Genomic DNA, 24,803 nt, shown 5'->3' with positions numbered 1-24,803 from the left:
CCGTCCTATCGGCGCATAAGTGTGTCGACGGATCGGGCGAGATGTGCCCGGTGGAGCGGGTGACGGTGATTCCGGCGCAGGTCACGCCACACCGGCGGGCGTGCTCAGGGACGATCGCCGGACAAGCCGGGTGGTACCCGCAGCTGGGTCACCCCGGCCGGGGGTAGTCCCGCCGCGTAGGCCAGCACCTCGCAGAACGCCTCCAGGTGCGGGCGCAGATCGGTGGTGACGGGCGTCCACGAGGCGCGTAGTTCCAGTTGATGGGCGCGCGGCGGCCCGGCGATGTCTCCATAGCGCACCGAGCTGGTCGAGGTCACCGTGCCGCCCAGCGCGGTGAACGGCTCGGTCCGTGACTCCAGCGCGTCCACCAGCCAGCTCCACGCCACCTCTGGCAGCAGGGGGTCGGTGGCGAGCGCGGCGTCGATGTCGGCCTGGATGTAGGCGACCAGACGGAGGGTGCCGTGCCAGGTGTCGTCGCCGTCCGGATCGTGCAGCAGGATCAGTCTGCCGAACGCGTCGCCTTCGGAATCGATCGGCACGACAGGGGTTTCCGGATGGGAGACCTCGGCGCCGATGGCGTAGGAGTACGGTGCGAGCCGTTGCGGCGGCCGGATGGGCGCGAGCTCGATCCGAGGGTGCACGGTTGCGGTGCCCATCGCCTCGACCGCGGCGCGAAATTGAGCTGGCTCGCCATGAGGTCCCTCGGTCGGTGCGGCGCCGTCGCGGAAGTCGAGCGGTGTCACGACTGCTGACGGTAGACCTTGTGCCCCCCGCGCAGTCGGAGGCGCGCCGCTACGGGCCGGGCGGCGTCTGCGCTGTCATCGCTGCCGCCTCCGCGTCCGCCCCTTCTTCCGGGCCCGCATACGATAGCCGTGATGAGCACTCATACCCGCCGCCGGTTGACCGATGCCCCGTTCCTGGCCGCCGCTACCGGCGCGACGCCGAGCAGGCGTCCGGTGTGGTTCATGCGCCAAGCCGGACGCTCGCTGCCCGAGTACCGCGAGGTGCGCGCGGGCGTCGGGATGCTCGAGTCCTGCTTCGACCCGGAGCTGGTGTGCGAGATCACCCTCCAGCCGATCCGCAGGCACCGGGTCGACGCGGCGATCTTGTTCTCGGACATCGTCGTTCCGCTCAAAGCGGCGGGGATCGATCTGGACATCGTGCCCGGCGTCGGCCCGGTGGTCGCCGCGCCCGTGCGGACGGTCGATGACGTGCGCGCACTGCCCCGGTTGCGCCCCGAGGAGGTCGGGGCGGTCACCGACGGCGTGCGACTGCTGGTCGACGCGCTGGGGGAGACGCCGCTGATCGGGTTCGCGGGCGCGCCGTTCACCCTGGCCTCCTACCTGGTCGAGGGCGGTCCGAGCAAGAACCACGAGCGCACCAAGGCGATGATGTACGCCGACCCGCAGACCTGGCACGCGCTGCTCGGCGCGCTCACCGACATCACCATCGCGTTCCTACAGGCCCAGTTGGCGGCCGGCGTGGACGCGGTGCAGTTGTTCGACTCCTGGGCGGGCGCTCTCTCACTGGCCGACTACCGCGATTTCGTGCTCCCACATTCGGAGCGGGTGTTCGCCGAGATCGCCGAGGCGGGGGTGCCGCGCATCCACTTCGGGGTAGGAACCGGCGAGCTGCTCGGCGCCATGGGCGAGGCGGGCGCCGACGTGGTCGGTGTCGATTGGCGGGTGCCGCTGACCGAGGCCGTCCGCCGCGTCGGGCCCGGAAAGGCGTTGCAGGGCAACCTCGATCCCGCCGTGCTGTTCGCGGGCCCCGCCGCCGTCGAGGCGCATGCCCGGCGGATCGCGCGCGAAGCGGACGAGGCGATCACGCTCGGTGCTACCGGGCACATCTTCAACCTGGGCCACGGGGTGCTTCCGGAGACCGATCCGGGCGTGCTGACGGCCTTGGTGGAACTCGTGCACGAGCTGTAGGGGAAGGCGCAGCGGGGGAGGCGCGTCCGATCGAGCAGGGTTCCGGTTCGCAGTGGCCGGTTCCGTCCGGCCCAGGTGGTAGCCGTGTGCGGCGCGGCTGCTGTCGCCATGGACGCGATGTGTTCCGGGTCATCGGGCGGCCGACCGTCGGACGGTCGCCGTGGCGGGACACGATACGGTCGAGGTATGCGTATCGCGGTGGTCGGCGGTGGGATCAGCGGACTGGTGGCCGCGTATCGATTGCGGACGTTGCTCGGGCCGGATGCCGACGTGGTCGTGCTCGATCGCGCCGAACGGGTCGGTGGCATCCTCTACACCGGTGAATTGGCCGGAGAGCCATTGGATCTCGGCGCGGAAGCGTTCGTCGGCCGACGGCCGGAGGTACCCGCGGTGCTGCGGGAACTCGGGCTCGAGTCGCAGTTGGTGACGCCTGCCGGTCTGCGGCCGCTGGTGTGGTCCTCCGGAGCCGCCCATCCGCTTCCGGAGGGCACGTTGATGGGTGTTCCGTCGAACGCCGAGTCGATGCGCGATCTGGTCGACGCCGAGACGCTGCGGCGGATCGCCGCCGAACCCGACCGGCCGCTGACCTGGGAGCCGGGTTCCGATATCGACGTCTACCAGCTGGTCGCAGACCGCTTCGGCACGCAAGTCGCCGAGCGCAGCGTGGACCCCCTGCTCGGTGGCGTGTACGCGGGAAGCTCCCGATCCATCGGTGTCCGTGCCGCGCTGCCCACCCTCGCCGCCGCGCTGGACAACGGCGCGCGCAGCCTCACCGCCGCCGTCGGCGCCGCGCTGCCCCCGCCTTCGAGCGCACCGGTCTTCGGTGCCCTCCGCGACGGGTACCGGGTGCTGCTCGAGGCACTCGCCGAACGCTCCGCGGCGAGGTTTGTCACCGCGACCCCGGGGACGCGTCTGGCCAGGGGGCTGCGCGGTTGGGTGGTCGACCCGATCGGCGCCGTCGACGCGGTGGTGCTCGCCACCCCGGCGCCGGTGACCGCGCGACTGCTGAAGACCGTCGCCCCCGCCGCCGCGGCGGAACTGGCGGGCGTCGAACTCTCCTCGTCGGCGGTGGTCGGGCTGGCGCTGCCCCGCGAGACCGCGCTGCCGCAGAACTCCGGCATCCTGGTGGCCACCGGAGAGCCGCTGCGCGCGAAGGCGTTCACGCTGTCCAGCCGCAAATGGACGCATCTCGCGCGACGCGAAACGGCCTTCGTCCGCGTCTCGTTCGGCAAGTTCGGGGACGACTCCCCGCTGTCGTGGCCCGATCCGGAACTCGTCGCGGCCGCCACCGAGGACCTGGCTACCGTCACCGGGGCAGTCATCGAGCCGATCGAGGCTGTCGTGCGGCGCTGGCCGGGCGGCCTCGCCCAGTACGCGCCCGGCCATCCGGCCCGCATCGCGGCCGTCGAAGCCGAGGTCGCGGCGCTAGACGGGCTGGCGGTCGCGGGCGCGTACCTGCACGGCGTCGGGGTGCCCGCGTGCGTCGCCACCGGCGCGGCCGCCGCGCAGCGGATCGCGGCGACGGTCGGTGCGGGCAGCGCACGCTGAGCGGACCCGGGGTGGCGCCCGCTCGTGCACGCCGGGGCAATGCGATACCGCCGGTGTGATTCTCCGTTTTTCCGCTGCGCCATCGGCTCGGGCAACTCGCTACTCGGCCCGACCAGGCCGACGTCGAAATCTGGTACGAGCAACCGGCGCGCGGCACGGCAGGGTCGGTCTCTCGGCACCGAGCCTGCCCGGCGACGCCGACGTCTATGTCTGCGGTCCGCCCAGGTTACTGCGCGATATCCAGCGTCAGCTGCGCGCCGTCGGGATCCCGGACGCCGGGCGCACATCGAGCAGTTCACGCCCGGCGACGCGGGCGCTCCGGAGCGAGTGGCACGATAGTGCTATGGCGCGACTCGACTATCAAGCTCTCAACTCCACCATCCGCTACCTGATGTTCTCGGTCTTCCAGGTGCAGCCGGGAGTGCTGGGCGAGGACCGGGACGCCGCGACCAAGGAGGCCAAGGCGTTCTTCGACGGTCTCGCCGACCGCGATGTGGTGGTCCGCGGCATCTACGACGTGGCAGGGATGCGCGCCGACGCCGATTTCATGATCTGGACGCACGCCGAGCGGATCGAGGACCTGCAAGCCGTTTACGCCGACTTCCGCCGCACCACCGAGCTGGGCCGGGCCAGCGCGCCGGTCTGGAGCAACGCGGCGCTGCACCGGCCCGCCGAGTTCAACAAGAGCCACATCCCGGCGTTCCTGGCCGGCGAGGAGCCGGGCGCCTACATCTGCGTGTACCCGTTCGTCCGGTCCTACGAGTGGTATCTGCTGCCCGACGAGGAACGCCGCCGGATGCTGGCCGAGCACGGCAAGGCCGCTCGTGACTACCCGGACGTGCGGGCCAACACCGTCAGCTCGTTCGCGCTCGGCGACTACGAGTGGATCCTGGCGTTCGAGGCGCCCGAACTGCACCGCATCGTCGATTTGATGCGCGATCTGCGGGCCACCGACGCCCGGCGGCACGTGCGCGAAGAGATCCCGTTCTTCACCGGGCCCCGCGTCGATGTCGAGGAACTGATCGCCGCTCTGCCCTGAGCCGCACCGGACCGCTTTGCCCAGAGTTTTCGGGGCATGCGCCGAGCGGCTGGAACTCCGTACGCTGCCGGTGAGCGTCGGGCTGTTACTCCGCTGCGCTGCCCGAGGGGTGCAGTCGCAGGGCGATGGAGTTGATGCAGTAGCGCTTGTCGGTGGGCGTGTTGTACCCCTCGCCCTCGAACACGTGGCCGAGGTGGCTGTGGCAGTTCGCGCACAGCACTTCGACCCGGTGCATGCCGAGCGAGTCGTCCGACCGGAGAATCACCGCGTCGGACGCCGCCGGATCGAAGAAGGACGGCCAGCCGCAGTGCGAGTCGAACTTCTCGGTGCTGCGGAACAACTCGGCGCCGCAGGCCCGGCAGGCATAGACGCCCTCGGTCTCGGTGTCGGTGTACTCGCCGACGAACGGCCGCTCGGTGGCGGCCTCGCGTAGCACCGCGTACTCCTCGGGGTCCAGCTTCACTCGCCATTCCTGCGGCGTGAGCCGAATGCGGGGCGCGGGCAGGGAAGTCTCGGCTTCGGAACTCATGGTTCCACGCTAATACGATTCTGCTCCACCGGCGCCGAGCCGTTGTGTGGCCTGGGGGTTTCCGCGGCCGGGGCCGAGTCGGCCGCCGGGACGGGACGCTGCGGCGCCTCGCCGCGCGGGTCCGGCGCGGACCTCATCCACGCGGGATCGATGCCGAACGGCAGCCTGCCTTCCCGCCGCGCGGCCAGATAGCGGTCGCCGAGCACACAGAACACCACGATGAGCAGCAGGCCCCAGCCGAAGGTGATGCGCAGGTACTCCAGGTTGCGGCCGATGTGCTGCCAGCGGTCCGACAGCCACTTGTCGTAGCTCATGAACCCGAAGATCGCCAGCCAGGCCGGCCAGTTGCGCAGCACCGAGTTGCGCAGCACCACCGTCATCAGGAACGGGAACAGCATCATCGAGTAGTACATCTGCCCCAGCGAGCTGAGCAGGAACGAGGCGGTCAGCAGCACGCCGGAGGCGGTGCAGACGAAGAACAGCTCGTCCTCGCGGTAGTAGCGGTACAGCAGCCACAGCGAGATCAGCACGAGCACACCGAGCACCACGCGCATACCCCAGGTCAGCCACGGCGGCAGCCCGTAGTACTCGCCGTTGCCGACGATCGCGCTGTTGAAGTAGTCGCGCGATTCGAAGATGTAGGGCGCGGTGCGGGTGAGGAACTTCTCAGGATCCTTCGACAGCGGCCAGGCGATCGCGGTCAACCCCAGCGGCACGCCGAGCGCGGTGACGAACACCTTCCACTGCCCGCGCACGAGCGCGATCAAAAGCAACGGAGCGAGTGTCGGTTTGACCGCGATACTCAATCCGAGCGCGGCGCCCGCCCAGAGGTCTCGCCGTTTCAGCAGCAGGTGGATGAAGATCAGCTCCGCCAGCAGCACGCAGCCGTTGACGTTGGTGAACACGAGTGTGTTGATCACGGTTTCGGACGTGAACATCGCCAGCAGCAGCGCGGGCGCGGCGACCGAGTTCAGCGTGTAGCGGAACAGCCGCAGCAGCAGGTACCAGGCGAGGAGAATCGCGATCGCGTTCAGGGCGATGAACAGCCAGCGCGACTTCTCGTAGTCGATGGCCGCGATCGGCGCGATCAGCAGGGTGCCGCTGGGCGGGTACAGATAATGCGGGTCCACCGAGTCGAAGTTCGCGGTGTACACCGGACGCCCGTTCAAGAAGTCGAGCGATGCCTGGTAGACCGGCCGGTAGTCGTCGGTGATGAAGCCGTTGACAGCCTTGATGAAAACCCGGTTCAGCACGGTCATGACCGCCAGGGGCCAGAGTGCGAACTTGATCACCTCGGCGGTGGTGCGAGCGGTCCGGGGCTCGAGCGGTCGAAGGAACACTGGGGCACGGTACACCGGATCGGTTACCGGCGGTTGGCCGGACCTGCCCGACCCGCCGCTCGATCGGCCGCTCGAGCGGCGCTAGGCCGGGCAGGCGGTACCGTCTGCGGGGAGTTTGCCGTCCTTCAGATAGTCGATGACCGCCCGCTGCGCGCAGCCCGAGTGCGTGGCCACCGGATGGCCGAAGCCCTGCCAGGACAGCGCCGCGTGACGGGCGCCTGCGGAACCGAGCGCGCCGGTCACCGACGACTGACCACCGTTGCCGACCACCGGGTCGGCGACCCCGCCGAGCACGAGCACCGGGATACCCAGCTTCTCCGGCATCGGTGGTGCGGTCGACACCGGCCAGGCGGCGCACTCCATCAGTCCGATGGCCGCCGCTTTGCCGAAGACGGGATACTTGCCCGCCCAGGTGCCTGCGAGCTCGGTGGCCTTGTCCGGCGTCGGTGGCAGCTGCGTGTCGGTGCACCGGTTGACGAACTGGCCGTCGCTCGCGATAGCCGCGCTTTCCCGGGTGATCAGAGCGTCCAGCGGGCCCCGGTCGCCGCGTCCGGCCGCGGCGAGCGCGTCGGACAGCTCGGCGACCCGAGTGGCCTGGTCGGCACGCGGGCTGCCGAGGAAGCCCGACACCGCGGTGAGCAGGGCGTTCGCCGAGATGTCGCCGAGGCCACCGCTCGCGGCCCGGTTCACCAGATCGATGACCGCGGCGCGCGGGTCGGCGCCGAGCGAGCAGCCGACGCCGACGCAGCGCTGCGCGAACGCCGTCAGCGCCGCTTCGGCGCCCTGCACGGCTTGTTCGGCACGGGTCACGGAGTCGGTCCCGACCGGCTCGGGGGAGTCGAGCGTCAGCCGGGCGAGATGGTCACCGTATTTGCGGGCGTAGCTGAGCGCGACCTTCGCGCCGTTGCCCGTGCCCAGCAGCGCGATGTGCTCCACCTGCCACTGCCTGCGCAATTGTTCGATGTCGTCGGCGGCGTGCGGCGCGTCGAAGGCGCCCTCGTAGGGCTGCAGGAAGTCGCGGCAGGCGATGGTGCCGTCCTGGCTCAGCTTCGTCATCCGCGCCACCGGGTCGCCCGCGGACTGGGCGTTCTCGGCCAGGCCGCGGCGGATGTCCGCGGGCAGGCAGTCGATCGGCTGTGAGGTGCCGATGCCGCGCCGGTCCACCGCGACGATCGGGCGGGCGGCCAGCAGTGCGGAGGCCGGGCCCGCGGCCAATCCGGCCAGAGTGGCGGAGGACGAGCGATCCGAACCGGAGGTGAGCACCAGCGGCGGCGCGTCGGCGGGGGTCTGCGCCAGCCTGGCCCGCAACGCGCCGGCGCGGAAGCTGCCCAGCACCGCGCCGGTCGAGTCGATCGGGGTGGAGTACTCGGCGCAGTCGAGCACCAGCCCCGCGGGCGCGGGACCCAGCCCGAGCTGATCCAAGGTCGGCTGGGTGCATTCACGCCAGCTGAGGTCGGTCTTGGGTAGCTCGGCGCTCGGCGGCGGCGCGGGTGCGGCGGAGGTCGTCGCGGTGCCCGCGACGGGCGGGCGCTGCACCGCGACACCGGGACGATCCGACGGTCCCGCGCCGCAACCGGCGGTCACGATCGAGAGGGTGGCGGCAAGCACGGCGGCCCGAGTCCAGCGCATTGCTACAGCCTGCCAGGTTCGGGTGGTTGTTTCATCGACGGGCCCACCGGGTGAGCATCGTGCCGTCGTCGTCCAGCAGCACGTGCGCGCGCGTCATGCGGAGGCGGAACTCGTGGGCGGACAGCGAGATTCGCCGCGCCGCGCCGCCGACCAGCAGCGGTGCGGTGGTCAGGCAGAGTTCGTCGACCACGTCGGCCTCCAGCAGCTCGCCGAACAGGTGCGGCCCGCCCTCGGTGAGCACACGCAGCAGGCCGCGCTCGGTGAGTACCCGCAGCAGGCCGCCCGGCGTCACCGCGATGTCACCCGCTTCGATCACCTCGGCGCCCGCGTCCGCCAAGCGCTGTTTACGGTCGGCGGGCGCGGTGACGGTCGTGATGATCAGCGGCGGCACCTGGGTATCGGTGAACAGGCGCGCGCCCGGGTCGAGCGCAGCGCTCGCCGTGACCACCGCGATCGGCGGCGGGGCGCCGTCGGGATGGCCCCCGATGCCGCGCTCGTGGAACGCGCGCCTGCGCGCCGGGTCGGTACGCGCCCCGCCGTAGTTCTCCGCGCGCGCCGTGCCCGCGCCGACCACGATCACCTCGGCCAGTTCCCGCAGCAACATGAACACCGTCCGGTCGGCCGGCGTGCCCAGTCCTTCGGTGAGGTTACCGCTGGTCGCTGCGCCGTCGATGCTGGAGACGAAATTGGCCCTGACCAACGGCGCGTCGAGCGCGGTGGGGAAGGCGTACAACTGCGCGAGGTCGTCGGGGCCGAGTCCTGTGAGCTGGATCGCATTCTGGCTACGCTGCATGAGACCAGATCACACCACGTCTCTAGGCTTCGTTCATGCAAGAACGCCTCGTCGATCGGCACCCGGAGGTCCCGGCCGATCAGCTCGTCGCCCAGATGGTGCCTCCGCCCATGTTCGACGAGGTGAGTTTCGCCTCCTACATTCCCGACCCGAAGGAACCGAGCCAGGCGGCCGCGGTCGGCAAGGCCGAGGAGTTCGCCGGGCAGGTCGCCAAGATCAGCAAGGCCGCCGGCAAGAAGAGCTTCTTCGGTAAGAAGAAGCAGGTGAGCGGCGCGGGCCTGTATCTGGACGGTGGGTTCGGTGTCGGCAAGACACACCTGCTGGCCTCGATCTTCCACAGCTCGCCCGCACCCAAGTCGTTCGGCACGTTCGGTGAGCTGACCAATCTGGTCGGCGCGCTCGGTTTCGCCAACGCTCTCGAGCGCCTGTCGGGCAACAGCGTGCTGTGCATCGACGAATTCGAACTCGACGATCCCGGCGACACCATGCTGGTATCCCGGTTGCTCACCGAACTGTCCGCCGCAGGCGTCTCGATCGCGGCCACGTCGAACACCTTGCCGGGTCAGCTCGGCGAAGGACGTTTCGCCGCACAGGATTTCCTGCGCGAGATCAAGAAGCTGGGCGCCATCTTCGAGGCGGTGCGCGTCGACGGGCCGGACTACCGCCACCGCGACCTTCCGCCCGCCCCGGCGCCCACCGCGCCGGAGGTGCTCGCCGAGCGGGCCGCGAGCACACCGGGCGCCACCCTCGACGAGTTCGACGCGCTGCTGAAGCACCTCAGCACGCTGCATCCGTCGAAGTACGGCGCGCTGATCTCCGGAGTGTCGTCGGTGTTCGTCTCCAACGTGCATCCGGTCACCGATCAGGCCGTGGCGCTGCGCATCGTGGTGCTGGCCGACCGGCTCTACGACGCGAGCATCCCGGTGACGGTGTCGGGTGCGAAACTCGACGAGATCTTCTCCGCCGAGATGCTCGAGGGCGGTTACCGCAAGAAGTACCTGCGCGCCATCTCGCGCCTTCTCGCGCTGTCGCGGTTCGAAGTCGCGGCCTGAGGCCGACCTCGACCCTGCGGCGAGAATGACGGGCGCGAGCCCGAAAACCGATGATTGGAGCAGCCGAATGGCCCGTGGTTTCCGTGCCCCGGTCGCGATGGCAGCCGGTCTGGCGGTCGCGTTCGGACCGGTAGCAGGCATCGCGCAGGCCGACCCGCCCGCGGCCGTCGTAGCCGATCCCGCCCTGCACCTGCAGGGCGTGCAGAACGCCCGCGACATCGGCGGGTACCGCACGGCCGACGGCCGGATCGTGCGCACCGGTCGGGTGTTTCGCACCGGGCAGCTGAACAACGCGACGCCGGAGGACCTGGCCGCGCTGAGCGATCGCCGTGTGCGCTCCGTCCACGACCTGCGCACCGTCTACGAGCGGGCGCTCGGCCCCGACCGGCTGCCCGCCGGCGCGACGGCGCACTGGGCCGACGTGATCGGCCAGGCTCCACCTGAGGTCATCGCCACCACGCTCACCGGAGGCGATGGGCTGTATCGCGCGTTCATCACCGCTCCGGGCGCGAACGAGGCGTTCGCCTCGGTGCTGCGCGACATCACCGGCGCCGACGGGGCGGTGCTGTTCCACTGCACCGCGGGCAAGGATCGCACCGGCTGGACGGCGGCGGTGCTGCTCACCCTGCTCGGGGTGGATCGGGCCACCGTCACCGAGGACTACCTCCTGTCCAACCGGTTCCGCAACGCGAGCCAGGACGATCCGCTCAACGGTGTCCAGGCCTCCTGGCTCGACGCCGCCTTCGACCAGGCCGCCCAGACCTATGGCAGTTTCGACGCCTACGTCCGGGACGGACTGAGGCTCACCGACGGCGATATCGCCGCCCTGCGGGCCCGATTGCTGGGCTGAGCGGCGTCTCGGCCGAACGTCCACTTCGGCGGTCCCTGGCCGCGGCGTGCACTACGATCCCGGCATGGCGAAGTTTGAGACATGGGACGGCCTGGAACTCAATTACCGGGTCTGGGAGGGCGAGGGCGTCCCGGTCGTCCTGCAGCACGGGGTGGTCGCGGACACCAACGCGAACTGGATGAGCACCGGCGTGGTCGGAGCCCTGCAAGCCGCCGGGCACACCGTGGTCTCCCTGGACGCGCGGGGCCACGGTCGTTCCGGCAAGCCGCACGAGGCGGCGCGGTACTCGTGGCAGGCCATGGCGCGGGACGTGCGCGCGCTCTACGACGAGCTGGGCTTCGACGAAGTCGCGCAGGTCGGATACTCGATGGGCGGAGTGATCTCGCTGATGGTGGCCGCGAGCGACCATCGAGTGCGGCGGCTGGCCGTCGGCGGCATCGGTTCGGGTGTGCTGGACTGCGGCGGCGTCGACCGCCGCGTGATCGACCTGCCCGACCTGCAGGCCGCGATGACCGGCGACGGCGCGGGCGCGTCACCGACCGCGAGGATGTTCCGGGTGCTGGCCGACGCGGTGGGGGCCGACGTGGACGCCATCCACGCGGTGGCGACGGGTCTCGACGACCGTCCCATCGAGACTCTGGCCGACATCACCGTGCCCGCACTGGTGCTGGCGGGCGCCGACGACCCGTTCGCCGCCGAACCCGAGCGCCTCGCCGCGGCGCTGCCGAACGGCGCGCTCGCCGTGGTGCCCGGCGATCACCTGATGGCGGTGGTGAACCCCGCGTTCCACACCGCTCTCGTGGATTTCCTGCGCTGAGCCGGAACTAGAAGACCAGCCGCAGCACGTAGTCGCTGTGCACCTGGTTGCCGACGGTGAATGTCCTGGTGCCCACCTCGGCGAAGCCGTGCTTCGCGTAGAAGCGCCGGGCGCGCGCGTTCTCCTGGTTGACGCCGAGCCAGACGCCGGGATGACCCTCGGCGCGCGCCAAGTCCAGCGCGGCCGTCATCAGCGCGGTGGAGACCCCCGTGCCGTGGTGGCCGGGTAGCACGTACATCTTGCTGATCTCCACCATCGGGTGCGGCCCGGCCGATTCCGCCACCGCCGGGTCGGCCGGGCCGCCCGTGACCAGCATCGCGTACCCGACGATCTCGTCGTCCGCGACGGCTTTGAGCACGATCCTGGCCGGGTCGCTGAGGTATTCGCCGAAGCGTTCGCCCGACAGCGCTTCGCCGACGAAGACATCGATGTCCTCGGGCGTCGCCTCGGGCGGGCACGCGAGCGGAAAGGCCGCCGCCGCGACGTCGCTGAGCGCTTCGGCATCCCACAGCCCGGCCCGGTCGACGATGACTGGGAGGTTGCTCATACTTCCATCAGAGCACATGACCAGATGAGAATGTCATTTCTTAAAATGTGGTCTATATTCTCGTTCGAATCCCGGCACCCTGGTGCTCTCCAGCGGCTCCTCGTCCACGGAAGCCGAAGCGCGCGGGGTCAATCCACACATCAAACTGGTGGATATGGGCGACGCCGCGGTGCGCATCGAAACGGGCTGGTGCGTCCGCGCCATCGCCGACTACGAAATCCGATTCGAGGACCAGCCGTCCCAGGCGGCCGCGGCGGTCGAGGCGATTCCTGCCGTGGCGGTCGGCGTGACCGTGCGGCCGGGAGCTCGACCAAGCCGACCCGGCTGCCGTCGGTGCAGCGTGCCCAGCCGTGGAGTCGGCCGGGCAACCCGTCCGTGGTGTCGCCCGTGCCGCTGGTCGGCGCCACCGCTTCGATCAGCGCCGACGACGGCCCCGGCCTATCCCGCGGACTCGGTGGGCTGGTCCAGCGTCTCCGGGCGGGGAGCGGTAGGCGCGCTCGCGACGCGCTGGGAGTGGAAGACGCGGGACAGGGCGATCAAAGCTACGGCGAACAGCAGCGGGATCACGAAGCCCGCGCGGTGCCCGGCACTCGCCGCGACCGCACCGACGACGCCGCCGCCCAGCAGGGTTCCCGCATAGTTGAACAGGTTGAGACGCGCGATCAGTGCGTCGAGTTCCCGCCCCGTCGCCAGTTGCCCGGCCGCGCTGAAGCACAACGGTGCGATTACGGGCAGCCCGGCGCCCGCCACGAGGAAGCCCGCGATCGCGACGGCCGGACTCGGCGCGGCCACCACGAGCGCCAGGCCGAAAGCCCCCGTGCCCGCCGCGGTCCGCACCACCTTGCGCGGGCCGAAACGGCGCACCAGCGCATCGCCCGCGACCCTGGCGACCAGCGACGTCCCCTGATACGCGGCGAAGGCGAGTGCCGCGGTCGCCGAACCGGCGAGCAGGTCATCGGTGAGGTACAGGGCCGACCAGTTGCCCACCGCCAGGTCGACGGCGAAGACGAACGCCGCCGCGATCCCGAGTGCGAGATACGCGCGCAGCGCGACGGCCGGCCCGGGTGCGGCGGTCTCGATGGGACTGCTCTCCGCGTCCCGCGCGCCGAGCAACCCCGGCCCGAGCGCCCAGCCGAGCAGCAGCACGATCGCCGCGGCCACCAGCAGCGATTCCCGCAGCGTCACCTCCAGCGCCTCGCACCCCGAGACGAACAGCGCCCCGGCGATGGTTCCGGCGCTCCACGCGGCGTAGAACGACGACAGGATGAACGTGCCGTACCCGTGCTGGATGAACACCGCCTGCATGTTGGTGCCCGCGTCGACGATCCCCACCGCGGTCCCGTAGCAGCCGAGCGCTGCCACCAGCAGGGCCGTGTTCGGGGCGAACGCCGCCGCCGAGCCGGTGACGGCCACGAGCAGCAGCCCGATCCGCATCGCCGCGCGGCTGGACCAGCGCAGCGCCAGCCGCTCCGCCAGCACACTGCCGCCGCCCGCCAGCAACGAGATCAGCACCACCGAAACGGCGATCACCCCGTCCGAAAGGCCGAAATGCTCCTTCTGCTGCGGCAATTCGGTCAGCACGACGGCGAGGAAGAAGCCCTGCGAACCGAACGCGAACGAGTTCGCGATCCGGGCGCGCCGCAGGACGGGCGCGATCGAACTCATGGGCGCAGGGTAGCCGGGCAGTGGCGACGGCGCGCGGCGGCCCCGGCCGGGGCGATCGGCCACGGTGATCGGACGGCACGTCCGGGCGCACGGCCTGGCCGCCGCCGGTGATCGGTGTCACTATCGAAGGGCCGCAACAACACTCGCGAACCGAGGGGAACCGACCGGATGAGAGAGCTGCCCGCGGACTTCTTTCACACCCCGCATGCCTTCTATCAGCAGTTGCGCGCCGAGGGACCGGTGCACCGGATCCGCTTGCGTACCGGCGTTCGTGCCTGGCTGGTGGTCGACTACGACACCGCCAAGCAGGTGCTGCGCCATCCCGACGTCCGCAAGGATCCGCGCACTCCGGTGGGCGCCCACGCACGGCGATCAGCCTCGGGCGACAGCGGCGTCACCGCGGTCAACCAGCGCCTGAGCCACCATCTGCTCAACGCCGACCCGCCGCGGCACTCGCGGCTGCGCAAACTCGTCACCCCGGCCTTCGCACCCGCGCGAACCGAGGCACTCGCGGCACGGATCGTGGCGATCGCGGAGGATTTGCTCGACGCGATGGATCGCACCGCGGGGGCGGGGCCCGTCGACCTGCTCGCGGAGTACGCCTTCCCGCTGCCCATCACCGTGATCTGCGAACTGCTCGGCGTGCCGGTCGAGGACCGCGCGCGGTTCCGGGAGTGGTCGGCGGCCGTGGTGGACAGTCCCATGTCCACCCCGGAGAGTATGCGCACCGCGACCGACGCCATCGTCGACTACTTCGATGGGCTGATCGCCCGACGGCGCGCGGAGGGTCTGGGCGAGGATCTGATCTCGCAACTGCTGATGGTCACCGAGGAGGGGGACCGGCTCAGCCACGACGAGCTGATCTCCATGGCCTTCCTGATCCTGGTGGCCGGTCACGAGACCACGGTGAATCTGATCGGCAACAGCGTGCTGGAACTTCTGGCCGATCCGTCCCGCTATCAGGCCCTGCGCGAGGACCCCGCGGGCGTCGCACCGCTGGTGGAGGAGATGCTGCGCTACAACGGACCGGTCAATGTGGCCACCCTGCGGTACACCACCGCGCCGGTGCGGCTGGGTGACAGCGTCATCCCGGCTGGGGAGCTGGTGCTGGTCTCGGTGGCCTCGGCCAATCACGACGAGCAGCACTTCACCGCGCCCGGGGCATTCGACCCGGATCGCGGCGCGAACGGTCACCTGGCCTTCGGCCACGGCATCCACTACTGCCTCGGGGCAGGTCTGGCCCGGCTCGAGGCCCGCGTCGCGCTGACCAGTCTGGTGCGGCGCTATCCGCTGCTGCGGCCCGCCTTCGATGACGCGGACCTGCGGTGGCGGGAGAGCATCCTGATCCGCGGGCTGCTCGAGCTTCCCGTCGTTGCGGCGAATGCGCCCGCAGGACGCTGAAGAGCGGATTCGGTCGACCGACTTTGCTGCGCGCCGCAGGCGACGTAGTCTCCTGCGCATGACAAGCGGAAGCCGCATCGGGATCGTCGGTGCGGGTATCGCAGGTCTCGCCTGCGCGAAAGTGCTGAAACAGGAGGGTTTTCCGGTCGAGATTTTCGACCGCGCACCCGATATCGGTGGCGTGTGGAGCGCGACCCGGCGATACCCGGGACTGCAAACGCAGAACTCCAAGGACACGTATCACTTCTCCGACTTCCCCATGCCCGCCGATTACCCGCGGGTCCTCGACGGACCGCAGATGCAGGCCTACCTGGCCGCCTACGCCGAGCACTTCGGGCTGACCGAGCACCTGCGGTTGCGCACCGAGGTGGTGGCCGCCGATCCGGTGGACAGCGGCTGGTTGCTGGAAATTCGCGACGAGAGCGGAATTCATCGGGCCTCATGTGACCACCTGGTGATCGCCAACGGCATCTTCAGCGACCCGGCGATGCCGGAGTATCGCGGCGCGGACTGGTTCCGCGCGGCGGGCGGGCGCCTGTGCCACTCCTCGGAGTTCACCGACCTGGAGTCGGTGCGCGGCAAGTCGGTCGTCGTGGTGGGTTACGGCAAGTCCGCCTGCGACATCGCCACCGCGGTCAGCGAGGTCGCGGCCTCCACCTCGGTGGTGGCCCGGCGACTGCTGTGGAAGATGCCGCGCAGGCTGGCCCGGGTGATCGACTACGAACGGCTGATGCTGACTCGCTTCGGTGAGGCGCACTTCCATTACCTGCGGCCGCGCTGGATGGACCGGTTCCTGGACGGACCGGGGGAATCGGTGCGAATCAGCAACTTCGACCTGATCCAGGAGTTGGTCACCAAGCACTCCCACCTGCGCGAACTCGGTCTGGTGCCCGGCGGGCGGTTCGAGGAGATCGCCGACAGCACCGTCGGCCTGGTGAGCGAGGGCTTCTACGAGCAGGTGGCCAACGGACGCATCACGGTGCACCGGGACACGACGATCACCGAGATGGGCGGCGGTCCGAAGGCGGCGCCCGGGATCCGGCTGTCCACCGGGCAGGTGCTCCAGGCCGACGTCGTGATCTGCGCGACCGGATTCCAGCAGCGCGTGCCCTTCCTCACGCCGTATATCCAGCGCAGGCTCACCGACGAGCACGGCAACTTCCGCCTGCACCGCCAGATCCTGCCGCTCGAGGTCCCGAACCTGACCTTCGCCGGCTACAACTCCTCGGTCATCAGCACGCTGAACGCCGAGGTCGCCGCGCACTGGACCGCCGCGCTGCTCACCGGCAGGCTCGATCTGCCGCCCGCCGAGAAACTCGACGAGCAGATCGACGCCCGCCTGCGCTGGATGGAGGAACGCACGCCCGGCCACCACGCACACGGCACGGCGGTCGTCCCGTTCTCCATCCAGAACATCGACGAGATGCTCGGCGACCTGAAGTTCCGTCTGCCCCTGCACACGCGTCTGGCGCAGGTGTTCCGCCGGATCAAGCCGGAGTCCTACCGGGGACTGGCCACCCGCCGCAAGCCGGGGCGGGGACCGGTGGCACCGCCGACCACCCCGATCGAGGCGGAACTGCTTCCCTACGAGGGCGGCGGCGGCCGGGTCAGCCACTAGGCCTTCGTTGCCGCCCCGGCCAGGCGGCGATCCGCCCTGGGGTGGGGTATGCGGCGCGCGGAGTGATCCGGCGCGCCGGTTCCGGTTCTATCGTGCGACGCGGTAGGCGGCGGGCAGGTCGGCAGCGACTCCTTGCCGGTCGCCGGTCAGCGGAGGGGTGTGTGTGCACAATTGCATCGACTGCCGAACTCGGGGTCGCCCGGCGAAATCGTGCCGGGGCGTCCGCCAAGCCGCGGGGCTCGGTGCGAACAGCCGTTTCCGACGTCGTCGCCCGAGCGGCCCATAGCCGACGTGCGTAGGGCATATCCGGAGGTCATCGGGCACATGAACACGAGGGACGGCGTGATGGCGTGCTCGATCGTGGACGATTTGGCCGACGACTGTCCGTATTTACCGCCGGGGTGCGACTCGCCCCCGCTTGTCGCCCGCGCAATACCGGGGCCCGCTGTTTGCGTTGGCGATAATCCAAGGGTGGAAGCGCTGGACATGAATCTCCTCGTGGCCCTCGACGCACTGCTGGACACCCATAGCGTCACCCTGGCCGCGCAGCGCCTCCATACCTCGCCGCCCGCGATGAGCCGGACGCTGGCCAGATTGCGCGGCGTGCTCGGCGACCCGTTGCTCGTACGCGCGGGTCGCAACCTGGTGCCGACACCACGGGCACTGGAATTGCGCTACGAGGTCAGCACGCTGGTCGAGCAGGGACGCGCGCTGCTGACACCGCGCGACGACCTCGACCCGGCGGCGCTGCGCCGGACGTTCGCCGTGCAGGCGGGCGACATGGTGCTCACCGAACTGGCCGGGCCCCTGCTGTCGGCCGTACGCGCTCAGGCGCCGGGCGTCACGCTGCGCTTCCTGTCCGACACCCTGGAGGGCACCGCCGCGTTGCGCGACGGACGTGTCGATCTCGAAGTCGGAGTGATCGACCACACCGACCCGGAGACCACCGTGCGCAGAGTGCTCACCGACCGCGTGATCGGCGTCGCCGCCGCCGACCACCCCTTGGTCACCGATCGCGTCACCGTCGCCGCCTACGCCGCCGCACCGCATCTGAGCATTTCGCGCAACGGCCGTTCGCACGGCCCGATCGACGACCGTCTCGCCCTGCACGGCCGCACCCGGCGAGTGGTCGCCACCGTGCCGACACTGACCAGCGCGCTGTTCGCGGTGCGCGGCAGCGACCTGGTCTGCTCCGCACCCGCCATGCTGAGCGCCGCCACGCTACCGGCGATCGGATTGGGCGCGTTCGAGATACCGCTGCCGCTGCCGGAGGCCGCGATCGGGATGGCGTGGCATCCGCGCAACACCGCCGACGGAGGGCATCGCTGGCTGCGCGATCTCGTCCAGGAGATCCTGCTGCGTTCGGCGGGCGCGGCGCGTGCGCCGAAACGGCGGCGCGTCAGAGTGGCTCAGGACACCGGCGGCGGGCTGGAGAGCCGGTAGTCGGCCGGCCTGCGCTGCGCTTCGGTGCGCTCGGAGGGATAGCCGTTCGAGGTCGAGTCGAACAGGTCGGCGCGTCCCAGCGGGGCCGCGGCCGTGCGCTTGAGCTCGTCCAGCATGGCTTGCAGCTTGTCCACGTGGGTGTTCTCGACCGCTGTCCGGTCGTCCTCACCGGCGCGGTGCGCACCGGTGAGTCCGGTGCCCGGTGTCGCCCCGTTCCCCGATCCGCTGTGCTGCGTGCTCGGGGTGGACGCGACGATGCTCTCGTACGCGGCGTTCTCGGTGGGGGAGTAGGAGGCCGTCGAGGTGGCGGGTTCGCGCGTCTCCCGCTGACCGGTACTCGGATCGCGCGGCGCCGGCGGGGTGAAAGGCGACACGGGTTCCCGCGGCGTCGGCGTGGTGAAAGCGGGCTCACGCGAGGGCGGCGCGGTGAAGTTCGACGCCGGTTCGCGGGGTGCGGTGAAGCTCTGGCCGGAGGAGACGTTCGGATCCAGCGCGGTGAGCGTGGGTTCGCGCGGCGGTGTGAAACCCGTCTGCGCGGCGGAATTCGGTTCGGCCGCCGCGTGCACCGGCTCCCTGGGTGTGCTCTGCGGTCGCGCGCCGTTGCGGGAACCGGCCGCTTCGCCGGTATCGCTCCTTCGCGCCGCGGGTTCGGCGGCGCCGTGCTCAGCCTTGCGTGCGTTCGCCCGTCCCGCGGCCGCCCGGGGAAGCGAGCCTGCCGGGCGCTGCGCCGCCGTCCGATCCTCCGGAGCCGGGTTGTCGCCGGATTCCAGGAGCTGCACCCTGGCATCGAGACCCGAGATATCCTGTGCGGCACGGAAAGCCCACGCCTCGAGTTCGGCCAACCGCCCCTCGGCGGTCGGTTCGCTCACCACGGTCTGCGCGCCATCGATCCGGGCCGCCACCGCGTCCAGCTTCTCGCTGACCTCTCGGAGAGCCGACGCGATACTCGACAACATCGCGCCGATCGACTCGCCGGTCTGCTGACCGTGCTCCATCCAGTACCTACTTCCCCGTATCGGCCCAGCTCGCACTCGGCCGGACGATTCTATCCGCCCAGTTGGACATCCGCGGCTCGCGAAGTATCGGCGGCGCACCGATCCATGACCTGATCGAAGCAGCCTAGGCCCCCGGAATTACCCCCCTGCAGGCGGATTACGCGGCGAGCCGGTTTGTCCGGAAACAGCCAGACGCATCTGGTCGGTCATTATCCGCCCGATCCGCGCCCTCCGCGACTCCGCGCTCCGGACCGCCACGGTGAGCTGCGTTACGCAGGCCGCGAGTTCGCCCGGATGCCGGGCGGCCGGCGCGCCATGGGCTGGCGGCAACTGTCAATTCGCCGATACCGGAACTGACCGGTGCGGGCCCGTGGCATGATGAAAATCCTTGTGCCACACAGAGCAACGCCAATTCCGCTGATCGGTCACCTGCGCGGCACACCCGAGCGCGGGGTGAACGGGGCTGGCGAGGTAGCCGAGTCTGACGCACTCTTGATCTATGGCGTAGGTCGCCGGGCCTGCGGTGGTTTGTGCAGGGGAGTGGTCGCGTGAGAACGAAGCAGCGGGCGGAGATCGCCTGCGGGCGCCGGGCGATGCTCGCCGAGTTGGGTATCGGAGAGGCTTCCGGCCGTACGCGTGGGTCGAAAGCCGGTTACGCCTGCGGGTGCCCGGAATGTGCCGCCGCCCAGTGGGATATGCGGCGGCTCAAGTATTGGTTGTGCGGCAGGCTGCTCGCCTACGGGGCCGACGAAGCCGAGGTGGATCGGCGCATCGGCACATTGCCGGTGGACGTGTACTGGCGCAAGGGCGACCGGGTGTACGCGATCGAGGTGCGCAGTGGCCCGCTGGAGCGGGGCCTCGCTCAGGAGCACACCGAGAGGCTGCGCGCCGCCGGCTGCACGGATGTGCTGTGGCTGTGCCCGCCCGGCTACTGGGTGCCGTACCTGCACGCTCTCGGCATCGCCGACTTCGCGCCCGCCGCCTGCGATTACCGCGCGGTCACCGGTGTGCTGGATACCGAGCACGCCATGGCGGCGCCACGGCGGGAGCCGGTCGAACTGCGCGAATTCATCGCGGGCTGGGTACGCGGCGAGTACGTCTGGGGTTATCGGGACGAGAGAACAGGAGGCTGGGCTACCGTGACCGACTGGGAATACCACACGAAGACGCAGGCCATGGTCATCGCCCGGCAGCGCCAGGAACTGGTCAACCAGCGCACGGCGCTGGCGGTGACTCGCAAATCATTGCGCGACAGGCAGAAGCACCTGCTGAAGCTGACCACGCGACTGGAACGCGCGGAGCTGGCCGCCCAGAAACAGGCCGACGCCCTCGCTACCGCCCAGCGCACGATCGCCGATCACGATCGACTCGACAAGGCGTTGCGCAACACGATCGCCAATCTCGAGGTGACCATAGGCCGCTGGCAGCTGATCACGATCTGCGCGATGCTGCTGATCGTCACGTTCCTGGCGGCGGCGATGGTGGTGCGCTGAGTCGGAAGGGCGCCCGTTCCCACCGCCATTCGTGGCGCAGCACCAGCGCGAGGAAGTCCAGCAGTTCCAGGCCGGTCTTCGCACGCACCTCGCGGAGCGCGGCCCAGTGCACGGTGCCGCGCTCGACCAGGTCGCACAGCATCCGCTCGCTGGTGGCGTCGACGGGGCGTGCGCGCAGATCGGGAAGGCCGATGCGGCTGCCGGTCCAGACCAGCCAGCCCCAGCCGTTGGCGTGCGCGTGTGCTCGACCGGCGGCGGCCTTCACCCGGTTGACGTGGAAGCCGACGTGCCCGAGCGCGGCGACGTCGATCAAGACCGTGCGGCCGTCGGTGAGCCGGGCGACGATGCTGGGATAGTGCACTCGTTCCGCGCCGTCGAGGTCGTAGACAACCCCCGCGGGTTGCTCCTGAAAAGTCTCGACCAGATCGCTGGCGTTGAGTATCCAGAGCAGCCTGGCCTCCAAACCGGAGTCGAACGGCACGTCGCGACCGACCTTGTCCAGGTAGAAGCGCCCGCGGCCGTCGTCGTCGCTGTCCACGGTGCGCGCGGAGACGGTGGGAACCGCTGCCGCGGAGCCTGCGCGAGGCCAATCGACCTGGCTCAGCCAAGGATTCAGTTGACTCGTCGCCCGCGGCTCGGCATCGTGCAGCTTCGCCAGGCGCCGGTTGGTCTTCTTCTGCCAGGCGGCGATGCGCTGAGTGACGAACCCGGCGATCCGCTTGGCGTCCTCGGCCGCGTGCCCGGCCAGCCGCAGCTTCAGGTACGACAGCTCGGTCGCGGCGATGTCGGTATCGGTCGCGTACGTCTCCACCAGGAGCGCGCGCACCAGCTGCCGGTCCCTGGCGTCGAGCGGATAGCGCGCGGACAGGACCGCGGCGGCGTGATGGCCGGACAGTTGCGCCATCCGGATCATCTGCCCGACCGCTTTGGTGTGCAGTTGCCGCACCCGGTCGCGGGAGAGGTCGTAGCGAGCGCCGATCCGGGCCAGCGTCTCCGGTTTCTCCCCGCCCACCCCGAGCCGAGCCGTGAGCAGGTCGCCGTCCTTGGCCTTGTGGTCGGCGCGCAAAGCGATCAACTCGCCGAGCACCTCGTTGACCTCTTCGAGTTCGAACGAGATGTCATCTCGCAGATCGAGCGATTCGGGATCGTCGTCGTCCGGCGCCGCTCCTTGCGCGACCTCCGCACTGATCGTCACGCGACAACCCCCTGACTCGGCTCCGGCACTGTGCGCCACAGCGTATCCCCACCCACCGACACCGGACCGCCGCCGCGAGCAGCCGCAAGGATGTTCTCGCCACGGCGTCAGCACGATTGTGGCGATTCTCCAGCGCCCGCGTCGCCGACCGTGCCCGGATGGAACCTCATTCGCCGGCGGCGTAGCGGCGCGCAGTGGCCGTGCCGGCCGGTTCAGGGGTTCGGTGCGCGTTCGGGGCATTGCCATGGCACGGTCTCGATTCGGGGGTTGTCCTCGGCGATCCTTTTGAAGGCACTCGATCGTGAGACGCTGACGACGGAGGAGTCGGCAGGAACCAAGACGGCGAATCCGTTGTCTCGGGACCATTTCGCGGGCACGAGTACCCACAGGTCGCTGCGCACTACGAGGGTGCGGAGACATTGGTAGCGAAATCTCGGTGGCTCCTGCGGTTGGACCTCGACCAACGTCTCCGCGACCAGATTTCTCGGCACGTCCAATCGTTCGTCCGTTACGACGGAGACGACGGACTCCCTCGTCCATAGTTCGTGGGCTGCGGATTGAGCGGCGTTCTCGCCGAGCCGGGTGGCGAAGGAGTTCATTACTGCGAAGAGAGCTACGAGGCTGACCACGATCGCGATGGTTTGGCTCACTCGCGTGGTCGGTGTCGGTTCAGATGTATCGGGCCCGCTCATCGAGGTGGACAGGACCCAGTAGCCGAGCACAACGAGAAGGCCACTCGATCCGAGCGTGGTGGCCGAGAACGCCCAGGCGATGACAGGGGATCGCGGAATGAGCCAGGGCACCACTACTCCGGTGATGCCGGTGACGATGAAGACCGCTCCGAGCGTGAGGATGGTTCGGCCGATGGTGCGAACCAGGCGTGGTCGCTGCCCGCTGCGGATGAAGCGTTCTGCGTAGGTGCCTACCCAGGCGGCCGAGAACCACCCGACCAGCAGTAGCAGCAGCGGTGCGTACAGCACGCTGACACTCCCCACGACATAGTCGCTGGAAGCGAAGCCGAGAGCGTCGCAGTCGACACCGAAATAGGCGAGTTTCTTGCGGGTGTAGACGTATCCGAAGTAGTAGCACAGCGCGGTGATGATCGTGGTCGGAGCGACAACCGCCCCGATGACACCGACCCATCGGTGGAGCATCGTCGGGGATGCTGGCGCGGCCGACCGGTCGGTCATCTCACGGACCCTCTGGCGTGCCGTTGCGATCGGGCCTCGGTCCATCCGGTGTGTTCTGCGCAGTCGGCGGAGTACCCGTTTCGAGCGGACCCGGTGCCTGGCCCGGTGACACCGTGCGCGGCGGTACCTGCTGAGGAACGGAAGGGCGGACGTTTCCTCCTGGAGTAGGTGGTCGAGCACCCGGTACACGAGTTCCGAACGATTCCGCAGTCGGGAACGAATTGCCCTCCGGTACCCGCGGTGGCAGCGGGGGAGACGCAGGGACTGATTCTGCGGGCGAAACCGTCTCCCCTCGCGGTGACGCAGCCGACGTCGATGTCACGGCGGGTGACGACGCGGACGTTATCGGACGTGAGGGCGACCCGGGTGGTGTTGGGCCACCATTGCCTGCGCAAGCGATGAGGACGGCCGCTGAGAATCCGAGCGTCGTCATCTTCGCGGCGAACCAAGCGGGTTCCGCAACTCCAGCACCATGGTTTCTTGAAGATCGCATCGGGACTCCCAATCGACTACTCGTGCCCAGGAAGAACGATGCCAGCAGGTATTGGGTTGCTCACGGGTAGCCAACTACTTGTTCTCCGGATCGATGGACGAAGATTCCGGCGAACGCGCCGATCTGCGGACGCGGGCGTGCGGCACACTGTGGACCAGCACCGTCAGAGGCAGGAATATCGAGTTCGCCCGACTGCTGGACGTGGGCTCGATGTCTCGTCGGACAGGGAAAGCTTCACCGTCGTCGAGGTCGACAGCACGGCCGGGCACAAAACGAGAACAGGCCCGGTGAAAACCGGGCCTGACCTCGTGAGACGGTGGTGCGCGATACTGGGATTGAACCAGTGACCTCTTCCGTGTCAGGGAAGCGCTCTCCCGCTGAGCTAATCGCGCGAGGTGGAGACGGGAATCGAACCCGTGTGCACGGCTTTGCAGGCCGTTGCCTCACCACTCGGCCACTCCACCGCGCAAAGGGGGACGGCGTTATGTTGCCTGGCCCTACCTCTCGAGCGGATGACGGGATTCGAACCCGCGACCCTCACCTTGGCAAGGTGATGCGCTACCAGCTGCGCTACATCCGCATTCTGCCTCCCCGGGGCTCGTTTCCGGCCTCCGTGGTGCGAGACAGAACATTAGCGGACGCTCGGTGAAAGGTACAAATCCGCTGGTAGAACGACGGAAATCCAGAAGTTGAATGCTGTGACGCCGGGGGCGCATGTGGTGGATGAGGGAGGGGGGGCTCCGGTCGTCGCTTCCGGCGGTGCGGACGTCGAGCCGTCGACCGGTCGTGACGGCATAGAGGCGAGTGTGCGGCTGGGCCGAAAAGGGCCGCCAGGTGAGTGGAGGGTTCCGCCGAACCGTCCCTGTCCGGAGGGTGATTTGGTGAACCGCCGGTGGCGCGTGCTAATGTTTCGTCTCGTCCGGAGGGTATCCCCGAGCCGCCGGAAAAATGTCAGGTCTCATAGCTCAGCGGGAGAGCGTCCGCCTCACACGCGGAAGGTCGCTGGTTCGATCCCAGCTGGGACCACTCCCATATGCGAGACCGGTGCACTTGATGCCCGGTCTTCTTTCTTCTCCGCGCCAGGTGTTGCTACTGGGTTGGCGCGCGGGCAGGTACCTCTCGAACACTCGGCCTCGGAACCAGCCCTCTGTTGCGCTGTGACCTGAGTCACATTATGGTAGCGGTTGCCGCCATCGCGACCGGAAACCTTTTCACACGCTTTGGGAAGTCTTTAC

The 24,803-nt window shown here is 69.5% G+C and carries 20 protein-coding genes and 4 tRNA genes; 11 read left to right on the top strand and 13 right to left on the bottom strand.

The features are described from left to right. Positions 1 to 104: 104 nt before the first annotated feature. Complete coding sequence (locus ON29_RS18205) at positions 105 to 743, bottom strand: DUF3000 domain-containing protein (protein WP_083863719.1); 639 nt, start codon at positions 741 to 743, stop codon at positions 105 to 107. 132 nt (positions 744 to 875) lie between these two features. Between ON29_RS18205 and hemE the strand changes: the two genes are divergently transcribed. From hemE to hemQ, 3 genes are all read left to right on the top strand, one after another. Continuing rightward, the gene (gene hemE, locus ON29_RS18200) at positions 876 to 1,931 is read left to right on the top strand and encodes a uroporphyrinogen decarboxylase (protein WP_040867762.1); all 1,056 of its coding nucleotides are present in this window, start codon (positions 876 to 878) and stop codon (positions 1,929 to 1,931) included. A gap of 186 nt (positions 1,932 to 2,117) precedes the next feature. Continuing rightward, positions 2,118 to 3,479 carry a protoporphyrinogen oxidase gene (locus ON29_RS18195; protein ID WP_040867760.1) on the top strand — a complete coding sequence of 454 codons (1,362 nt, stop codon included), beginning with the start codon at positions 2,118 to 2,120 and terminating at the stop codon, positions 3,477 to 3,479. A 343-nt stretch (positions 3,480 to 3,822) separates the two neighbouring features. Continuing rightward, positions 3,823 to 4,518: a hydrogen peroxide-dependent heme synthase gene (gene hemQ, locus ON29_RS18190; protein ID WP_040867758.1), complete on the top strand. Its 696-nt coding sequence runs from the start codon at positions 3,823 to 3,825 to the stop codon at positions 4,516 to 4,518. An 85-nt stretch (positions 4,519 to 4,603) separates the two neighbouring features. On the opposite strand, the gene msrB is transcribed toward hemQ, so the two are convergent. The 4 genes from msrB to ON29_RS18170 form a co-directional block, all read right to left on the bottom strand. After that, the gene (msrB, locus tag ON29_RS18185; RefSeq protein ID WP_051175343.1) at positions 4,604 to 5,047 is read right to left on the bottom strand and encodes a peptide-methionine (R)-S-oxide reductase MsrB; all 444 of its coding nucleotides are present in this window, start codon (positions 5,045 to 5,047) and stop codon (positions 4,604 to 4,606) included. After that, positions 5,044 to 6,387, bottom strand: coding sequence for a glycosyltransferase family 87 protein (locus ON29_RS18180; protein ID WP_245549003.1), 1,344 nt, complete (start codon positions 6,385 to 6,387; stop codon positions 5,044 to 5,046). The genes msrB and ON29_RS18180 overlap by 4 nt, the downstream gene beginning before the upstream one ends. Before the next feature lie 81 nt (positions 6,388 to 6,468). Further along, the gene (locus ON29_RS18175; protein ID WP_040867757.1) at positions 6,469 to 8,016 is read right to left on the bottom strand and encodes an alpha/beta hydrolase; all 1,548 of its coding nucleotides are present in this window, start codon (positions 8,014 to 8,016) and stop codon (positions 6,469 to 6,471) included. A 31-nt stretch (positions 8,017 to 8,047) separates the two neighbouring features. Then, the gene (locus ON29_RS18170; protein ID WP_040867756.1) at positions 8,048 to 8,809 is read right to left on the bottom strand and encodes a pyrimidine reductase family protein; all 762 of its coding nucleotides are present in this window, start codon (positions 8,807 to 8,809) and stop codon (positions 8,048 to 8,050) included. A gap of 35 nt (positions 8,810 to 8,844) precedes the next feature. Here ON29_RS18170 and zapE point away from each other — a divergent pair, with 35 nt between their 5' ends. From zapE to ON29_RS18155, 3 genes are all read left to right on the top strand, one after another. After that, on the top strand, positions 8,845 to 9,861 hold the full coding sequence (gene zapE / locus ON29_RS18165) for a cell division protein ZapE (protein WP_040867754.1): 1,017 nt from the start codon (positions 8,845 to 8,847) through the stop codon (positions 9,859 to 9,861). 67 nt (positions 9,862 to 9,928) lie between these two features. Then, positions 9,929 to 10,711 (top strand): tyrosine-protein phosphatase, encoded by a 783-nt coding sequence (locus ON29_RS18160; RefSeq protein WP_040867752.1) that lies wholly within the window; start codon positions 9,929 to 9,931, stop codon positions 10,709 to 10,711. Positions 10,712 to 10,775: 64 nt separating this feature from the next. Further along, complete coding sequence (locus ON29_RS18155; protein WP_040867791.1) at positions 10,776 to 11,528, top strand: alpha/beta fold hydrolase; 753 nt, start codon at positions 10,776 to 10,778, stop codon at positions 11,526 to 11,528. Between the two features lie 7 nt (positions 11,529 to 11,535). On the opposite strand, the gene ON29_RS18150 is transcribed toward ON29_RS18155, so the two are convergent. After that, positions 11,536 to 12,075, bottom strand: coding sequence for a GNAT family N-acetyltransferase (locus tag ON29_RS18150; protein WP_040867750.1), 540 nt, complete (start codon positions 12,073 to 12,075; stop codon positions 11,536 to 11,538). Between the two features lie 438 nt (positions 12,076 to 12,513). Next, positions 12,514 to 13,740, bottom strand: a complete 1,227-nt coding sequence (locus ON29_RS18145) for an MFS transporter (protein ID WP_040867748.1) — start codon at positions 13,738 to 13,740, stop codon at positions 12,514 to 12,516. Between the two features lie 168 nt (positions 13,741 to 13,908). Here ON29_RS18145 and ON29_RS18140 point away from each other — a divergent pair, with 168 nt between their 5' ends. From ON29_RS18140 to ON29_RS18130, 3 genes are all read left to right on the top strand, one after another. Then, the gene (locus ON29_RS18140) at positions 13,909 to 15,141 is read left to right on the top strand and encodes a cytochrome P450 family protein (protein ID WP_040867746.1); all 1,233 of its coding nucleotides are present in this window, start codon (positions 13,909 to 13,911) and stop codon (positions 15,139 to 15,141) included. A gap of 58 nt (positions 15,142 to 15,199) precedes the next feature. Then, positions 15,200 to 16,759: a flavin-containing monooxygenase gene (locus ON29_RS18135; RefSeq protein WP_083863717.1), complete on the top strand. Its 1,560-nt coding sequence runs from the start codon at positions 15,200 to 15,202 to the stop codon at positions 16,757 to 16,759. A gap of 480 nt (positions 16,760 to 17,239) precedes the next feature. Next, positions 17,240 to 18,202, top strand: a complete 963-nt coding sequence (locus ON29_RS18130; protein WP_083863723.1) for a LysR family transcriptional regulator — start codon at positions 17,240 to 17,242, stop codon at positions 18,200 to 18,202. On the opposite strand, the gene ON29_RS18125 is transcribed toward ON29_RS18130, so the two are convergent. Further along, on the bottom strand, positions 18,169 to 19,197 hold the full coding sequence (locus tag ON29_RS18125) for a hypothetical protein (RefSeq protein WP_040867743.1): 1,029 nt from the start codon (positions 19,195 to 19,197) through the stop codon (positions 18,169 to 18,171). The genes ON29_RS18130 and ON29_RS18125 overlap by 34 nt on opposite strands. A gap of 548 nt (positions 19,198 to 19,745) precedes the next feature. Here ON29_RS18125 and ON29_RS18120 point away from each other — a divergent pair. Beyond that, on the top strand, positions 19,746 to 20,690 hold the full coding sequence (locus ON29_RS18120; RefSeq protein ID WP_245549002.1) for a hypothetical protein: 945 nt from the start codon (positions 19,746 to 19,748) through the stop codon (positions 20,688 to 20,690). Here the strand turns inward: ON29_RS18120 and ON29_RS18115 are convergent. From ON29_RS18115 to ON29_RS18095, 5 genes are all read right to left on the bottom strand, one after another. Continuing rightward, positions 20,656 to 21,885 (bottom strand): sigma factor-like helix-turn-helix DNA-binding protein, encoded by a 1,230-nt coding sequence (locus tag ON29_RS18115; protein WP_040867739.1) that lies wholly within the window; start codon positions 21,883 to 21,885, stop codon positions 20,656 to 20,658. The two genes, ON29_RS18120 and ON29_RS18115, sit on opposite strands and share 35 nt — an antisense overlap. A gap of 212 nt (positions 21,886 to 22,097) precedes the next feature. After that, positions 22,098 to 23,039, bottom strand: a complete 942-nt coding sequence (locus ON29_RS18110; RefSeq protein ID WP_157172823.1) for a hypothetical protein — start codon at positions 23,037 to 23,039, stop codon at positions 22,098 to 22,100. An 846-nt stretch (positions 23,040 to 23,885) separates the two neighbouring features. Continuing rightward, positions 23,886 to 23,960 (bottom strand) — tRNA-Val (locus ON29_RS18105). 1 nt (position 23,961) lies between these two features. After that, positions 23,962 to 24,032 (bottom strand) — tRNA-Cys (locus ON29_RS18100). A gap of 43 nt (positions 24,033 to 24,075) precedes the next feature. Beyond that, a tRNA-Gly gene (locus ON29_RS18095) sits at positions 24,076 to 24,148 on the bottom strand. A gap of 374 nt (positions 24,149 to 24,522) precedes the next feature. On the opposite strand from ON29_RS18095, the gene ON29_RS18090 reads away from it, so the two are divergent. Then, positions 24,523 to 24,594, top strand: a tRNA-Val gene (locus ON29_RS18090). Positions 24,595 to 24,803: the final 209 nt, after the last annotated feature.

Origin of the sequence: Nocardia exalbida NBRC 100660 (assembly GCF_000308575.1) — a bacterium.
GTDB lineage: Bacteria > Actinomycetota > Actinomycetes > Mycobacteriales > Mycobacteriaceae > Nocardia > Nocardia exalbida.
Note: the sequence above shows the minus strand (reverse complement) of the source record. Positions and strands in the feature narration are given on the sequence as shown.

What these genes read in the sequence shown, in the direction of transcription:
- ON29_RS18155 (WP_040867791.1), top strand. Translation starts at nt 10,776, where the DNA reads ATGGCGAAGTTTGAGACATGGGACGGCCTGGAACTCAATTACCGGGTC.
- ON29_RS18175 (WP_040867757.1), bottom strand. Translation starts at nt 8,016, where the DNA reads ATGCGCTGGACTCGGGCCGCCGTGCTTGCCGCCACCCTCTCGATCGTG.
- msrB (WP_051175343.1), bottom strand. Translation starts at nt 5,047, where the DNA reads ATGAGTTCCGAAGCCGAGACTTCCCTGCCCGCGCCCCGCATTCGGCTC.
- ON29_RS18195 (WP_040867760.1), top strand. Translation starts at nt 2,118, where the DNA reads ATGCGTATCGCGGTGGTCGGCGGTGGGATCAGCGGACTGGTGGCCGCG.
- ON29_RS18135 (WP_083863717.1), top strand. Translation starts at nt 15,200, where the DNA reads ATGACAAGCGGAAGCCGCATCGGGATCGTCGGTGCGGGTATCGCAGGT.
- ON29_RS18110 (WP_157172823.1), bottom strand. Translation starts at nt 23,039, where the DNA reads ATGCTCCACCGATGGGTCGGTGTCATCGGGGCGGTTGTCGCTCCGACC.
- zapE (WP_040867754.1), top strand. Translation starts at nt 8,845, where the DNA reads ATGCAAGAACGCCTCGTCGATCGGCACCCGGAGGTCCCGGCCGATCAG.
- ON29_RS18145 (WP_040867748.1), bottom strand. Translation starts at nt 13,740, where the DNA reads ATGAGTTCGATCGCGCCCGTCCTGCGGCGCGCCCGGATCGCGAACTCG.
- ON29_RS18125 (WP_040867743.1), bottom strand. Translation starts at nt 19,197, where the DNA reads ATGGAGCACGGTCAGCAGACCGGCGAGTCGATCGGCGCGATGTTGTCG.
- hemQ (WP_040867758.1), top strand. Translation starts at nt 3,823, where the DNA reads ATGGCGCGACTCGACTATCAAGCTCTCAACTCCACCATCCGCTACCTG.
- ON29_RS18160 (WP_040867752.1), top strand. Translation starts at nt 9,929, where the DNA reads ATGGCCCGTGGTTTCCGTGCCCCGGTCGCGATGGCAGCCGGTCTGGCG.
- ON29_RS18140 (WP_040867746.1), top strand. Translation starts at nt 13,909, where the DNA reads ATGAGAGAGCTGCCCGCGGACTTCTTTCACACCCCGCATGCCTTCTAT.
- ON29_RS18150 (WP_040867750.1), bottom strand. Translation starts at nt 12,075, where the DNA reads ATGAGCAACCTCCCAGTCATCGTCGACCGGGCCGGGCTGTGGGATGCC.
- hemE (WP_040867762.1), top strand. Translation starts at nt 876, where the DNA reads ATGAGCACTCATACCCGCCGCCGGTTGACCGATGCCCCGTTCCTGGCC.
- ON29_RS18170 (WP_040867756.1), bottom strand. Translation starts at nt 8,809, where the DNA reads ATGCAGCGTAGCCAGAATGCGATCCAGCTCACAGGACTCGGCCCCGAC.